The organism is Mangrovimonas sp. TPBH4, assembly GCF_001280505.1.
GTDB lineage: Bacteria > Bacteroidota > Bacteroidia > Flavobacteriales > Flavobacteriaceae > Mangrovimonas_A.
Map to the genome: position 1 here is coordinate 30936 of NZ_LBIO01000055.1, position 15367 is coordinate 46302.

Annotated in this window: 10 protein-coding genes; 8 read left to right on the forward strand and 2 right to left on the reverse strand. The window is 38.7% G+C overall.

Translation table 11 applies throughout. The features are described from left to right. Positions 1-4: 4 nt before the first annotated feature. From ZA05_RS12170 to ZA05_RS12180, 3 genes are all read left to right on the forward strand, one after another. Complete coding sequence (locus ZA05_RS12170) at positions 5-1669, forward strand: C45 family peptidase (RefSeq protein WP_053991967.1); 1665 nt, start codon at positions 5-7, stop codon at positions 1667-1669. Further along, positions 1669-2958 carry a phenylacetate--CoA ligase family protein gene (locus tag ZA05_RS12175; RefSeq protein ID WP_053991968.1) on the forward strand — a complete coding sequence of 430 codons (1290 nt, stop codon included), beginning with the start codon at positions 1669-1671 and terminating at the stop codon, positions 2956-2958. Before ZA05_RS12170 ends, ZA05_RS12175 begins: the two co-directional genes overlap by 1 nt. A gap of 176 nt (positions 2959-3134) precedes the next feature. Beyond that, complete coding sequence (locus ZA05_RS12180; RefSeq protein WP_053991969.1) at positions 3135-4787, forward strand: sodium/sugar symporter; 1653 nt, start codon at positions 3135-3137, stop codon at positions 4785-4787. A gap of 160 nt (positions 4788-4947) precedes the next feature. On the opposite strand, the gene ZA05_RS18360 is transcribed toward ZA05_RS12180, so the two are convergent. After that, positions 4948-5349, reverse strand: coding sequence for a hypothetical protein (locus tag ZA05_RS18360; RefSeq protein WP_197276093.1), 402 nt, complete (start codon positions 5347-5349; stop codon positions 4948-4950). A 119-nt stretch (positions 5350-5468) separates the two neighbouring features. After that, positions 5469-6704 (reverse strand): 3-deoxy-D-manno-octulosonic acid transferase, encoded by a 1236-nt coding sequence (locus ZA05_RS12190; protein ID WP_053991970.1) that lies wholly within the window; start codon positions 6702-6704, stop codon positions 5469-5471. 135 nt (positions 6705-6839) lie between these two features. Between ZA05_RS12190 and ZA05_RS12195 the strand changes: the two genes are divergently transcribed. The 5 genes from ZA05_RS12195 to ZA05_RS12215 all read left to right on the forward strand — a co-directional run bounded on the left by ZA05_RS12195 (position 6840) and on the right by ZA05_RS12215 (position 15359). Continuing rightward, positions 6840-7997 carry a DegT/DnrJ/EryC1/StrS aminotransferase family protein gene (locus ZA05_RS12195; protein WP_053991971.1) on the forward strand — a complete coding sequence of 386 codons (1158 nt, stop codon included), beginning with the start codon at positions 6840-6842 and terminating at the stop codon, positions 7995-7997. 4 nt (positions 7998-8001) lie between these two features. Beyond that, positions 8002-9021: a UDP-glucose 4-epimerase GalE gene (gene galE / locus ZA05_RS12200; protein ID WP_053991972.1), complete on the forward strand. Its 1020-nt coding sequence runs from the start codon at positions 8002-8004 to the stop codon at positions 9019-9021. Between the two features lie 11 nt (positions 9022-9032). Further along, positions 9033-10319, forward strand: a complete 1287-nt coding sequence (locus ZA05_RS12205; RefSeq protein WP_053992107.1) for an amidohydrolase family protein — start codon at positions 9033-9035, stop codon at positions 10317-10319. A gap of 198 nt (positions 10320-10517) precedes the next feature. Then, positions 10518-11894 carry an AraC family transcriptional regulator gene (locus ZA05_RS12210; protein WP_053991973.1) on the forward strand — a complete coding sequence of 459 codons (1377 nt, stop codon included), beginning with the start codon at positions 10518-10520 and terminating at the stop codon, positions 11892-11894. A gap of 300 nt (positions 11895-12194) precedes the next feature. Beyond that, positions 12195-15359 (forward strand): SusC/RagA family TonB-linked outer membrane protein, encoded by a 3165-nt coding sequence (locus ZA05_RS12215; protein ID WP_053991974.1) that lies wholly within the window; start codon positions 12195-12197, stop codon positions 15357-15359. The last annotated feature ends 8 nt before the right edge of the window (positions 15360-15367 follow it).

The following is a 15367-nucleotide window of genomic DNA, read 5'->3' on the forward strand; positions in this document are numbered from 1 at the left end:
TATGATGTATAAAAAGGGGCTTTTGGCTCTGAATGGTTTGATGTTGGTAGTCATGACCTCCTGTGGTGTTTCAAAGTCGTTGCATGACACTCCAAATGTAAATAGTTTTAATTCTCAAATTCCGGAACGACAAAAAATAGCAGATACGTTTTTAATTGCTGGAGCCAATAGACTATTGAAAAATCAACAAGGGCTATGGGAGCTTTCTGTGGCAGGAAATCCCTATCAATTGGGGTTGGTTTCTGGAAGTTTGACCAAAGAGTTATTTGAAAAACAGGAAGAAGCTCTGTTGGGCAAGGTCGAAGAAATGGTGCCCTCTAAATTCAAACAGTACATGCTGCGGAAAATCTTGGCGTGGTATAACCGAAAAATGTACTTACATGTACCAGAAGAGTATAAATCTGAAATTTTGGGCCTTTCAAAATACGCAGGTGACACTTATGATTATGTCGCAGATGATTACCTTCGGATTTTATATTTACACGGAGCACATGATATAGGCCATGCGTTTCAGGATCTGGCCTTGGTGGGCTGTTCTTCTTTTGCTGCGTGGGGAGAAAATACGGAGGATGGAAACTTGGTAATAGGACGCAATTTTGATTTTTATGCAGGCGATGAGTTTTCCGAAAATAAGATCATAGCCTTTGTCCAACCAACTAATGGTTACAAATTCATGTCCGTTACATGGGCCGGAATGATTGGGGTCGTGTCAGGGATGAACGAGAAGGGACTTACCGTGACCATAAATGCTGGAAAATCCAAAGTACCTATGGAGGCTAAAACTCCTATTTCCATTGTTACCCGCGAAATTTTACAATATGCCTCAACCATTGAAGAGGCTATAGCCATTGCCAAAAAAAGAGAGGTTTTTGTGTCGGAATCTATTTTTGTTGGCAGTGCCGCCGATAATAGAGCCGTGACCATTGAAGTGTCTCCAGAAAATTTTGGCGTGTATGAAGTGCCAAATTCTGAAGAGTTGATCTGCTCCAATCATTTTCAAAGTGAGGCTTACGTACATGATGAAGATAATTTAAAACATATCGCAGAAAGTCATTCAATGTATAGGTATCAAAGAATGGAAGAACTTTTAAATGAGGTGCCAAAGTTATCTCCTCAAGCTGCCGTGGATATTCTAAGGAATAAAGAAGGCTTAAAAGATGAATTAATTGGTTATGGTAATGAAAAATCCTTAAACCAGCTATTGGCGCACCATGGTATTGTATTTCAGCCGTCAAAGAGGCTGGTTTGGGTTTCTGCACCTCCCTATCAGTTGGGAGCTTTTGTGGCTTATGATTTGGATGAGGTATTTGGAGGAAATAGCGAAAAGGGAAGATCGCTTCAAAATGAAGCACTCATCATTGAGTCCGATGAATTTTTATTTACCGAAGCCTATGCCAATTATGAGAACTACCGAGTGTTGAGTAGAAGATTGACAGAAGCCATTCAAAATGATATGCATTTAGGCCCAGAGTTACTTTTTGAATTCGAAAAATCAAACCCTGACTATTGGGAAACCTATTATATGTTAGGCCAGTATTATTACAAAAAAAAGTACTATACTGCAGCGCAAAATGCGTTTGGAAAAGCCTTGACAAAGGAAATTTCAACGGTACCTTACAAGCAAGATATTCAACATTATTTAAAAAAAATAAAACGACAATTACAGTAATGATTCCAGAAATTGAAAAAGCGTCGTTGGCAGACATTGAATCGTTCCAAGAGGAAAAATTAAGAGAACTTCTAAGTTATATCCAAGAGAATTCTACCTATTATCAAAGGGTTTTTGAGGCACACAATATTGATGTCTCGACCATTAAAACACTTGAGGATTTGGTGAAATTACCCTTAACTACTAAAGAGGATTTGCAAAGATACAATGATGATTTTTTATGTGTACCAAGGCATAAGGTTATAGATTATGTGACGACTTCTGGAACCTTGGGGGATCCAGTAACATTCGCTTTAACAGATCAAGATTTGGAACGTTTGGCCTACAACGAAGCTATTTCATTTGCCTGCGCAGGAGTTGCCGAAACCGATGTTTTGCAACTTATGACCACTATTGATAGACGTTTTATGGCGGGACTGGCTTATTTTTTGGGAGTCCGAAAATTGGGGGCGGGAATCATTAGGGTAGGTGCAGGCATTCCAGAATTGCAATGGGATTCTATTTTAAAATTCAAACCCACTTATCTTATTGCGGTACCTTCGTTCCTGTTGAAATTGATAGAATACGCCAACCAGCATGGTATAAATTTAAAAGAGTCAGGTGTGAAAGGAGCCATTTGTATAGGGGAATCTTTAAGGAATCAAGATTTCACTTTGAATACTCTTGCTGAAAAAATAACCTCGAGTTGGGATATAGAATTGTATTCTACTTACGCTTCTACGGAAATGAACACAGCCTTCACCGAATGTGAGCATCAACAAGGCGGACACCATCATCCGGAATTGATTATAGTTGAAATATTGGATGACGAAAACCTACCAGTGGCCGATGGAGAGGTTGGTGAACTTACTATTACCACCCTAGGTGTGGAAGGGATGCCACTTTTACGATTTAAAACGGGAGATATGGTCAAGGCGCATACCTCACCATGTAAATGTGGCCGAAATACCTTGCGCTTAGGGCCAGTTGTTGGCAGGAAGAAGCAAATGATCAAATACAAGGGGACGACCTTGTACCCTCCAGCTATGGATAATATTTTGAACGACTTCCAAGAAGTGCAAAGTTATATCGTGGAAATTTCCAACAATGCAATTGGGACAGATGAAATTTGTATTAAGATTGCAGCAAGCAACCCTTCGGAAGCGTTACAGCAAGCCATTAAGGATCATTTTAGAGCCAAATTGCGGGTAGCTCCAAAAGTTGAATTTCACGATGCTCAAGAAATCAGTGCTTTACAGTTTCCTAAAATGAGCCGTAAACCAATAAAGGTAATCGATAACAGAAAATAGGTAATCCTTATTCGTTTTAGGATTTGAAAATGTGAAAGGCTAATTTTTCGTTTTTCAAAAATGAGGTGGTTTTTTATTGTGAAAATGTCATGGAATTCCCGTTTCAAAGGAAGTCGTGTTGTAACTTTTTAGTATCTTTCATGCTCGAAATTAACTAACATATTTAAAACCACTTTATGAATACTTCTTTTGAGTTTTTAGACTACTTTGTATTTATTGCCTATGCCATACTTATCCTTTCTGTAGGATTATGGATGTCAAGAGATAAGAAGGGTCATGAAAAGAATGCCGAAGATTATTTTTTGGCGGGTAAGTCGTTGCCTTGGTGGGCCATTGGGGCCTCTTTGATTGCAGCGAATATTTCTGCAGAACAATTTATTGGAATGTCCGGGTCTGGATTTGCATCCGGATTGGCAATTGCTTCCTATGAATGGATGGCGGCATTAACATTGCTTATTGTCGGTAAATTTTTTCTGCCAATCTTTATTGAAAAAGGGCTGTATACCATCCCTGAATTTGTTGAAAAACGTTATTCTACCAATTTAAAGACCATATTGGCAGTGTTCTGGATTGCCTTGTATGTGTTCGTAAACTTGGCATCGGTACTGTATTTGGGAGCTTTGGCTTTGGAAACCATTATGGGAATTCCGATGATGTATGGAGTTATGGGATTGGCGCTATTTGCGGCAGCTTATTCATTGTATGGAGGACTTTCTGCAGTAGCATGGACCGACGTTATCCAAGTAGTGTTCTTGGTTTTGGGTGGTTTGGCCACAACGTATTTAGCCTTGAATACCGTTTCGGGAGGAGAAGGAGTTGTAGCAGGAATCAAAACGGTTTACGAAACGGTTCCAGAGCGTTTTGCTATGATTTTGGATGAATCCCACCCAGAGTATAAAAACCTACCTGGAATAGGTGTTTTAGTTGGGGGTATGTGGGTTGCCAACCTTTATTATTGGGGATTCAACCAATACATCATCCAAAGAACTTTGGCAGCAAAATCTTTAAGGGAGGCTCAAAAAGGAATTTTATTGGCGGCATTCTTAAAGTTGATCATTCCATTAATTGTGGTAATTCCTGGTATTGCAGCTTACTTAATGGTAAATAACCCTGAAATTTTAGGAAGTCTTGGAGAAGCTGGACTTCAAAACTTACCATCAACGGAACAAGCGGATAAGGCATATCCTTGGTTATTACAGTTTTTACCAGCAGGACTTAAAGGAGTGGCTTTTGCGGCTTTAGCGGCAGCAATTGTGTCTTCTTTGGCGTCAATGTTAAATTCAACGTCTACCATTTTTACCATGGATATCTACAAACAGTATATCAACAAAGAGGCTAGCTCTAAGCAAACGGTAACCATGGGACGAATTTCTGCAGCTGTAGCCTTGGTAGTAGCTTGTGTTATGGCTCCACTGCTAGGAGGGATTGACCAAGCGTTCCAATTCATTCAGGAGTATACGGGCGTTGTAAGTCCTGGTATTTTGGCGGTATTTATTCTTGGACTTTTCTGGAAAAAGACTACAAACAAGGCTGCTATCGTTGGGGCATTGACTTCTATTCCAATTGCGATGTACTTTAAGGTGGCGCCTAAGGGATGGTCTACAAGTCCTATATTTGTTGATATACCTTTTATGGATCAAATGGGCTATACTGCCATCTTAACCATGATTGTGATTGTGATTGTAAGCTTGATGCAGAATAAAGGAGAAGAAGATCCTAAAGGAATTCCATTAAACAGTAAACTGTTCAAAACAGGACCTGTGTTTAATATAGGGGCCTTTGCGGTAATGATTATTTTAGTAGTGCTATATGCCTTGTTCTGGAAGTAATAGAACAATAAGATTAAATCTGATATTTATAAGAAAGAGAATTGGTTTGCGCCAGTTCTCTTTTTTGTTTGGTATAGTAGGATGGAGGCTATGGGGAGAGTTAATTTAAAAAAAAAGACTGCCCTTTCAGACAGTCTCCTTTGCTTAACAAGCAATGTTATTATTCCTTAATAGAAACTTTGATATTAGGATCTACTTTCGTTAAAGAGTCTTGAAGCATTTTAACAGCGGCTTCAACTTCTTCTTGAGACCCTGTAAAAGTTTTGCTTCCTTTTACTTCTTTTCCAGCAACCATATAGTCGTACTCAACAGTTACAGATTCAGTGTCAACTGGTGTACCCTCCACGGCCTCATCAATGGCATCCTCAACAGCTTCTTCGGTTGCATCTACGGCTTCTTCAACTGCCTCTCCAGTGGCTTCTGCAGCTTCTTCAACAGCATCAACAGCATCTTCCATAGTGTTTTCTACAGTTTCAGTTACCTCTTCGGTTTTTTCCTTTGTTTCTTTACAAGCGGTGAAAGAAATTCCAACTGCAAGAAGAATCAATAATAATTTTTTCATGGTTAATAGTTTTTTAGTGTTAAAAATTAATAGCGAAATTAACTACTAAAAAGTTAATTGACAATAAATAATATGGCAAAAATTAACATTTTTAGTAAAAATATTTTAAAGTCGCTAGTCTATTTACGAATATAATTTAGGATTTGGATGACGGCGTCCTTGTTTTTTTTGACAAAATCTGTGTTCAATAACCCAAGCTTTTTTCTTTGAGATTCATTTTCAGTAAGTTGGGTTAAAGTGCTGTCAAGTTGAGATTGTGAAGAAATTGATTGTACACCACCGTTGGCAATCATATTATGGGCCTCAGGGAACTTTTTGTAGTTTTTTCCAATGATAACCGGAACGCCAAAAACGGCAGGTTCCAGAATATTATGAAGTCCAGTTTTTCCCATGGCACCACCAACATAGGCAATATCGGCATAGGCATAAATTTTGGTAAGCAATCCAATAGTGTCTATGATGAATACGGAATATTGCGAAAGATCTTTCCCTTCTTTTTCCGAAAAAAGAACTGTTTTTGCCGTGATCTGTGTTTTTAAGTCAGCAATCAAGTTGGGTTTGATGTTATGAGGCGCGATAATGTATTTTACATTTTCAGAAGCATGTGAATTGATATGCGGAATAAGAAGCGCTTCGTCCTCTGGCCATGAACTCCCAATGACAATGCAAAGCGCCTCCTGTTTAAACTTATCTATAAATGGCAAATGATTGTCTTGGTTGAGTTGGTCTGAAACGCGATCGAATCTTGTGTCGCCTGTAACACTTGTTTGAGTGATTCCTATGGAATCAAGAAGAGTTTTAGAGCTTTCATTTTGAACAAAAATGTGGTCAAAGCTGTTTAGGGCTTTTCTCATATACCCGCCATAAAATTTAAAGTACGACTGTTGAGGTCGGAAATTAGCCGAAATTAAATAGGCTTTAAGATGGCGTCTGTGCAATTCGTTTAACACGTTGGGCCAAATGTCATATTTTACAAATACAGTGATTTCTGGGTGTACCAAATCCACAAATTTTTTGGCCTTGCGTTTATAGTCTAAAGGCAGGTAAACCACGGTATCCGCGATTTCGGAGTTCTTTCGGATTTCATAGCCGGAAGGTGAAAAGAAGCTTAGAACTACCTTGTGATTTGGGTATAGTTCCCTTAGTTTTTTAAAAACCGGAAGCCCTTGTTCATATTCTCCCAAAGAAGCACAGTGAAACCAAAGAGTTTTATCTCCAGGCAGGATGGATTTTTCTAAAACTTCAAAAGTGTGGGCTCTTCCCTCAACTCCCAATTTTATTTTTGAATTGAAAAGAGCAATGATTTTTAATACAATTCCCGTGAGGAAAATTCCTAAATTATATAATAAATTCACCTGTTAATTGTTTCCGCTAAAATACGGTACTTTACTATAAATTCATTGGCTGTCGTTGTTGAATTTCGTAAATTCGCTTCTTTGTGGCGCATGTGTCAATGGGCCTTTCTACATTTAACGATTATTACATTTCAGATGAAAAAAATACAGATGGTAGACCTTAAAAGTCAATATGCCAAAATAAAAGATGTCGTGGATACTTCCATTCAGGAAGTTTTAGATAATACAGCCTATATAAACGGACCTAAGGTTCATGAGTTTCAAGCCAATTTAGAAGAATATCTTAACGTAAAACACGTGATTCCTTGTGCCAATGGAACCGATGCCCTGCAGATTGCCATGATGGGACTGGGATTAAAACCGGGAGATGAGGTCATAACTGCCGATTTTACCTTTGCAGCAACTGTTGAGGTGATCGCACTTTTACAATTAACACCTGTTTTGGTGGATGTAGATCTTGAAAATTTCAATATTGATATTGAGGCCATCAAAAAGGCGATTACTCCCAAGACCAAAGCGATTGTACCGGTGCATCTATTTGGACAATGTGCTAATATGGAAGCTATCATGGAAATTGCGAAAGAGCATAATTTGTTTGTGATAGAAGATAATGCCCAAGCTATTGGGGCTAATTATACCTATAGCCATGGAACAAAAGTTAAGGCGGGAACCATTGGTAATGTTGGGGCCACTTCGTTTTTCCCATCCAAGAACTTAGGGTGTTATGGTGACGGTGGTGCCATCTTTACAAACGATGATGATTTGGCCCATACTATTAGAGGAATTGTAAATCATGGAATGTATGAGCGTTACCATCATGATGTGGTTGGTGTTAATTCTAGGTTGGATTCTATTCAAGCGGCCGTTTTAAATGCAAAATTACCAAAGCTAGATGCTTACAATAAAGCAAGACAAACAGCGGCAATAGCGTATAACAAAGCTTTTGAAGGGCAAACTAATATCATTATACCAAAAACGGTAAGCGCTTGTTGTGAGGGTATCTGTGATGGTTGCGATTGCCATGTGTTCCATCAATATACTTTGAGGGTTTTGAATACAGATAGAGATGCTTTGGCAAAACACTTAAATGATAACGGGATTCCTTGTGGCGTATATTACCCAATTCCTTTACATTCACAAAAGGCATACAAGGACGAAAGATATAATGAGGAGGATTTTCCAGTAACCAACCAATTGGTGAAAGAGGTAATTTCTTTGCCAATGCACACCGAATTGGATGCGGAACAAATTGACTTTATTACAACAACAGTTATTAATTTTATAAACAAATAATTTAATGAAAGTACTGGTAACAGGAGGACTCGGGTTTATTGGCTCGCACACCGTCGTAGAATTGCAAAATAAAGGTTTTGAAGTAGTCATTATCGATAATCTTTCTAACTCCTCTATAGAGGTTTTGGATGGAATCGAGGCTATTTCAGGAGTAAGACCTTTGTTTGAGGAATTGGACTTAAAGGAAAAGTCAAGAGTAGAAGAATTCTTCAAAGCGCATAAGGACATTGTTGGTGTGATTCATTTTGCTGCCAGTAAGGCTGTTGGAGAAAGTGTCAATGAACCATTGATGTATTACGAAAACAACTTGAATACTCTAATTTATGTTCTGAAATCAGTACTTCAATTAGATGCTTCCAATTTCATCTTTAGTTCTTCTTGTACGGTATATGGACAAGCTGATGAGCTTCCAATTTTGGAAAGTGCCCCTGTAAAACCAGCTGAGTCACCTTATGGAAATACCAAGCAAATAGGGGAGGAAATTATTGTAGATACCTGTAAGGTAAGGTCAAACCTAAATGCTATTTCTCTACGCTATTTCAATCCAATTGGGGCGCATGCCAGTGCAAAAATTGGAGAGTTACCATTAGGCGTACCTCAAAATTTAGTACCTTTTATCACACAAACGGCAGCAGGCCTTAGAGAGCAATTGTCGGTATTTGGAGATGATTATCCAACGCCAGACGGTACTTGCATTAGAGACTATATCCATGTGGTAGATTTAGCAAAGGCACACGTGGTAGCTTTACAGCGCCTTTTGGAGAAGAAGAACCCTGAAAATTATGAAGTGTTCAATATTGGGACTGGTAAGGGAAGTTCTGTTTTGGAAGTGATCCAATCTTTTGAAAAGGTAACTGGTCTTAAATTGAATTATAAAATTGCAGAGAGAAGAGCGGGGGATGTGATCCAAGCCTTTGCAGATACCTCTAAATCCAATGAAGTATTGGGTTGGAAAGCAGAATTGAACCTTGACGATGCCATGGAGTCTGCTTGGAAGTGGGAAAAGCACATCAGGAACATTTAAAAACCAATATAATGAGACATTTTATTTCCTTGTGCATCCTGTTACTTTCACTTTCGGTAACCGGACAAGACCTCTATTTACATTGTGGGAAGCTGGTAGATACGAAAGCCGAAAAAGTTTTGACCAACAAAACGGTGGTTGTTTCAGGAAATAAAATTGTCTCAGTAAAAAATGGCTTTATAATCCCAGAATCGGAAAAGGATTCAGTAATTGATTTGAAGGACAAAACGGTCATGCCGGGTCTTATAGATATGCATGTGCATATTGAGCATGAAACCAATCCAAAAGCCTATTTGGAGCGTTATACCCTTAACGAAGCAGATGTAGCCTTCAACTCTACACAATATGCCAAGGTTACTTTAATGTCGGGTTTTACAACGGTTAGGGATTTGGGTGGCTCGGGAGTGAATGTGTCTTTACGAAATGCCATCAACTCAGGAAAAGTTATTGGTCCGCGGATTTTTACTGCGGAAAAGGCTTTGGCAACCACAGGAGGTCATGCTGACCCTACCAATGGAAGCAACAGAGAGCTTGTTGGGAATCCCGGTCCTAAAGAAGGCGTTGTCAATGGAGTTGAGGACGCCAAAAAAGCCGTAAGGCAGCGCTATAAAAATGGCGCTGATCTAATAAAGATAACTGCGACAGGTGGTGTATTGAGCGTTGCCAAAAGTGGTCAAAATCCACAATTTACTTTAGAAGAAATAAAGGCTATTTGCGAGACAGCCAAGGATTATGGTTTTCATGTGGCAGCTCATGCCCATGGTGATGAAGGGATGCAACGTGCTATTTTAGGAGGTGTTAAAACCATAGAACACGGTACCTTAATGAGTGATGAAACTATGGAGCTCATGAAAAAACATGATGTATATTTGGTGCCTACTATCACGGCAGGAAAAACAGTTTCAGACAAAGCTAAAATTCTAGGATACTATCCCGAGGTTATTGTTGGAAAGGCTTTGAATATCGGACCGAAAATTCAAACTACTTTTGGAAAAGCCTACAAAAAAGGTGTTGGAATAGCCTTCGGTACGGACGCCGGAGTGTTTATCCATGGCGAGAATGCTAAGGAGTTTGCTTATATGGTGGAAGCAGGAATGCCTGCCATAGAAACTTTAAAATGTGCCACAGTAACCAACGCCATGTTATTAAACATGCAAGACGAACTAGGTCAAATTAAAGAAGGCTATTTGGCAGACTTAATTGCTACAAACGATGATCCAACAGAGAACATTGCTACTATGGAAAATGTAGTCTTTGTAATGAAATCAGGTGAAATATATAAGTCAACAGCCCCTTAAAAAGGTAAAACTTTATCGGGATATACTTGATTAACAAAATTTTAGGATTTTTTTAGGACGGCTAGGAAGCATTAATGAATAACTTTAGTTAGGCTATTCAATCAAAAAATGCATTCTTATCGTAAAATATTACCTTGTACCTTATCTGTATATTGTTGGTTCCTAACTTTTTGGGTTTGTCTCTTATGGGCTGTTAGTATGAGAGCTTCTACTTTAAATGGCTCAAATATCGGGGTAGCATCTGTAAATACATCCTATGATTCGGTATTTGGTTTTAAAGAAAAGTCATTGGTTTATGCCAATTTAAATCAGCCATTACCTGCTGTAAATTTTCTTGAAAAATATATTAGAAATTCAGCCGATTTTGAGGCAATGGAATTTAAGGAATACGATTCCATTCGAGACACCAATCTATTTTCAGAATTGGAAGAAGACTTTACCCCCAAAATGACAGTACTGTCGTTTATTTATCTTTACATTGCTCTGATTGGATTTTTTATTGCGATACTTTTAAATTTTTCCAAAAAGAATGATCGACTAGCTAAAATGCTTATCAGTGCATTTTTGTGTGTGCATTCTCTGTTTATTTTGGAGTTTGTTTTGTATAATACCAATTATCAATATAAGTATGTGCACACTTATCTAATGGCCTCTTCCGTAGCCTTGTTGTATGGTCCCTTGTTGTACTTCTATTTTAAACGAATCATCCAAAACTACAACTTTAGAATTATTGATTTATTACATCTGCTACCAGCTGTAGGATTGTTAGTTGTTTTGGTTCCTATCTATAGCTTATCTGGCATGGAAAAGTTGAGAATTATGCTGGGAACAAGTCCTTTATATGATAAAGTTGATTTTCTATGGATGATTTTTGTTCCAAAATTACTTTCCTTGGTTATTTATGGAGCATTAATTAGAAGATTATATTTTAGCTCCAAACAAAAGGAAAGTATTGCCAACCAGGAATTGGCCACCCAATGGAAGAACAACCTATACCGAATTCATGTGGTGTATGTATTGTCTTATTTTATTTATGGAATCAGTATCAGTGGGGTAATTGCGCAAGGGCTCAATGTTATATACCATTCACAGGTTATTTCTATGTCCTTAATGGTAATTTACATAGCATCCATGGTTTATATTCAGCCCAAGGTATTTGCTAGCTCCATGTTCAAAAGAATGGATGTTTCCCTTAAGGATAAATATCAAAAATCAGGTTTGACCTCCTCTTTTTCAAATGAGCTTAAAGAAGCACTTGTAAGGTTGCTGCTTGATGAGAAAATCTACAGAGACAGTTCTCTAAATCTTGAAAAGCTATCCGAAAAATTGGATACTTCCCGTCATAATACTTCTCAAATCATTAATGAGCATTTTAATGAGAACTTCTTTGAATTGGTTAACGATTACAGAATTCAAGAAGCCAAAGAACTGTTGATGATTTCGAATCCAGAATTCAAAATGAATATCAGTGAGATTTTCTATGAGGTTGGCTTCAACAATAAGGTTACCTTCAACAATGCCTTTAAAAAGCGTACAGGGCTAACTCCATCTCAATTTAGAAAGGAAAATTCATGATGTCTTCTGTTCTATTAAGCTGCTAATCTATTGGTTTTTATGGTTGTTTAAAAAAGGTAAAGCTTTATCGGGATTGCCAAAAATACAACAAATCTTCTCTTACTTTATGTAGATAAAAGTTTGGCAGACAAGCTACTTTTATTGGAATCCACTAAACTTGTTTTCGAAATCAGTAGTTAAGAAATTTGAATTAGCCTTCTCATTGCGATGCATTTTTTTCTTGCGTTGTTGTCTGCCATTCTTATTTAAAAGAATAAGTGCTACTAGTAAAAGTAGTCTTCGAAATTAAAAAATGAACTTATGAGAAAGATTTACAATTCAGGCTTGCTCCTTGTAATGTTTTTGGTCTCCTCTATTAGCTTTGCCCAGCAGAAGCTCATCTCGGGTAATATTATTGATGAGTTCGGTATACCCTTGCCAGGGGTTAACATTATAGTTAAGGGGACTACCACAGGAACCCAATCCGATTTTGATGGTAATTTCACCATTGAGGCACAGGATGGAGATGTGTTAGTATTCACCTTTGTGGGACTAAAGACGGTTGAGCTACCTGTAACCGCTACTACAAGTGACATCAATCTTACCATGCAGGAAGATGCCAGTCAATTGGATGAAGTGGTCGTGACGGCTTTGGGGATCAAACGGAATTCCAAAGCTTTGGGGTATTCGGTAAAATCCATCGAATCCGAAGAAATAACAGAAAACTCCGAGCCGGATTTGGTAAGGTCCTTAAATGGTAAGGTGCCCGGGGTTAATGTAAATGTATCTACAGGGGTAGCCGGGGCGGCCAACAAAATCAACATTCGCGGGATTACGTCGTTTCAAGGAGGGAATCAGCCCTTGTTTGTTGTTGATGGGACGCCCTATAGTAACAACGAAGTAACCACCTCAAGTCAAACTACAGGGACGGGTGGTAGTTACGAATCTGGGATTTCGTCCTTAGACCCCAATGATATTGCCAGTGTAGAAGTGCTGAAAGGCGCGGTAGCAGCAGCGTTGTATGGATCGAGAGCTGTAAATGGGGTAATTGTGATTACTACAAAATCTGGGAAATCGGGAGGGCTTTCCAATAAGAAGTTTGAAGTCTCTTTAAACTCAGGATTATATCTTGAATCCATTGCAAGATTACCGGAATATCAAAATACCTATGGAAATGGTACCAATTTCAATTATAACAATGCCAATGGGTCTTGGGGTGCAAGATTTGATTCTCGGGAAACTATCCCAACTTGGCCCAATTTGTTGAATGCCTTTCCGGATATGTTTGGGCCAACCGTGCCTTATGTGGCGCAGCCCAATAATGTGAAGGACTTGTTCCGTACAGGTGTAGTGGCGGATAATTCCATTAATGTGAATTCAGCCAATGAGAACTACAATTTCAGTTTAACGCTCTCTAATTTGGATCAAGAGGGGTACATTCCTTACAACACGTATAGGAGAACCAATATTTCCACAGGGGGTAATGTAAGCTTGGAGAATGGCTTAAAGATAGGTGCCAATTTGAGCTATGCTGACAGTGAGCAGGTCGGTGGATTTTTTGGAGAAAATCAATATGCAGGAGCGGCTTCTTCTTTCGCGAGAGCTTTGGTACTTGGTAGAACATGGGATTTTACACTTCCCTATGAGGACCCAATTACAGGGGCTTCGGTGACGCCTAATGATGGCTATGATCACCCTTTATGGTCTTGGGAGCATAATCAAATTATTACCAGTGTAAATAGAACGGTGTCAAATGTGAGTCTGCAATATAATTTTAACAGTCACCTCAGTGCACGTTATCAGTTGGGAATCAATAAATATGTCTTGAACCGTGTTGAAATCACGGATAAAGGCTCTAGAGCAGCTGCGGGATTGGGACAGGTAAGAACAGAAGATTTTTCGAGTGAAGAAATAGAGTCCACATTGGTGTTTACATACAATCATGATTTGGCAAAAGATTTGAATCTTAATGTGCTGTTGGGGAATAACGTGAACCAATTTTCAACCTTGGATATTGGCTATACAGGAACAGGGTTGATTGCCGATGATATCTTTACCATTAATAATACCTCAAATGTGGTTTCCGATTTTAATATATCCACCCGTAAGCGTATTGTTGGGGTGTTTACAGATATTGGATTGAATTTTAAAGATTATGCTTTTTTAAATATTACGGCAAGAAACGATTGGTCGTCAACCTTGCCAAAGGATAACAATCGGTTTTTATATCCTTCAGTGTCTGCATCTTTAATCTTTACAGATGCCCTTGGTATTGGAGGGGATGTTTTGGGCTATGGTAAAATAAGAGGTGGATGGGCCAATGTTGGTAGAGATGCGAGTCCTTACCAAATTAACAAGGTGTTTAGTTTGGGAGCAGTTTATGCGGGTCAGCCCACCGTTTTTGTGCCAACTATTTTGGGAAATCCAGATCTGGAACCTGAAAATACCGAAGAGTTTGAAATAGGAACCGATTTGGAGTTTTTCAATAAGCGCATCATTTTGGATTTCACTTGGTACCAAAAAACAACGACCGATTTGATTTCGCAGGTAAATGTGCCAACCTCTTCTGGGTATACGGCGTTATTGACCAATATTGGTAAAATGGAAAATCGCGGAGTGGAAATAGGGCTTACCTTGACTCCTGTGAGAAGTGACAATTTCTCTTGGACAACGTTTACCTCATTTACCAGAAATAGAAATGAGGTCAAGGAATTAATTGAAGGACTTGATAGGTTTCCTATTGATGTTGACCAAATTGGTTTCGTTGAAGAAGGACAACCATATGGTGTGTTCTATGGAACTGCCTTTGCAAGAGATGAAGAAGGGAATTATTTGATTGAAGAAGGTGGCGGAGGAATCCTTCAGGCGTTGGAAAATAAAGTGATTGGAGACCCTACTCCAGATTTCAAAATTGGATTTACAAACACCTTCCGATTTAAAAATTTAACCCTTCGGGCTCAGATAGATTGGAAAGAAGGAGGGGATATTTCTTCTACCACTTTGGCGTCCTTGCTGGGTAGAGGGGTGACCAAGGATACTGAAGATAGAGAGCATACTTACATTATTCCAGGGTATTATGGTGATCCGGATACGGGGCTGCCCATTTTAGACAGTAACGGGAACAAGATTCCTAATGTAACTCAGGTAAGTATGAACAACCTGTACTTTTCACCAACCACCAATAGTAATACGTTTGGTATCAATTCGGTAGATGAGGCTTCCATTTATGATGGTACGGTTTATAGATTGAGGGAAGTGTCTCTTTCCTATGAACTTCCCAAGAAATGGTTGGAAAACAGTTTTATTGGGGCCTTGAACTTTTCTGTGATTGGAAGTAACCTGTGGTATTTTGCTCCAAATGTACCCAAATATACACATTTCGACCCCGATGTAACCTCCTATGGTTCTACAAACCTTCAGGGGATAGAAACACAGTCTGCTCCAAGTTCAAAACGCTTTGGGTTTAAGATAAATGTCACTTTTTAATTATTACG

Coding starts and splice junctions, on each gene's coding strand:
- ZA05_RS12170 (WP_053991967.1), top strand. CDS start 5: ATGTATAAAAAGGGGCTTTTGGCTCTGAATGGTTTGATGTTGGTAGTC.
- ZA05_RS12175 (WP_053991968.1), top strand. CDS start 1,669: ATGATTCCAGAAATTGAAAAAGCGTCGTTGGCAGACATTGAATCGTTC.
- ZA05_RS12180 (WP_053991969.1), top strand. CDS start 3,135: ATGAATACTTCTTTTGAGTTTTTAGACTACTTTGTATTTATTGCCTAT.
- ZA05_RS18360 (WP_197276093.1), bottom strand. CDS start 5,349: ATGAAAAAATTATTATTGATTCTTCTTGCAGTTGGAATTTCTTTCACC.
- ZA05_RS12195 (WP_053991971.1), top strand. CDS start 6,840: ATGAAAAAAATACAGATGGTAGACCTTAAAAGTCAATATGCCAAAATA.
- galE (WP_053991972.1), top strand. CDS start 8,002: ATGAAAGTACTGGTAACAGGAGGACTCGGGTTTATTGGCTCGCACACC.
- ZA05_RS12205 (WP_053992107.1), top strand. CDS start 9,033: ATGAGACATTTTATTTCCTTGTGCATCCTGTTACTTTCACTTTCGGTA.
- ZA05_RS12210 (WP_053991973.1), top strand. CDS start 10,518: ATGAGAGCTTCTACTTTAAATGGCTCAAATATCGGGGTAGCATCTGTA.
- ZA05_RS12215 (WP_053991974.1), top strand. CDS start 12,195: ATGAGAAAGATTTACAATTCAGGCTTGCTCCTTGTAATGTTTTTGGTC.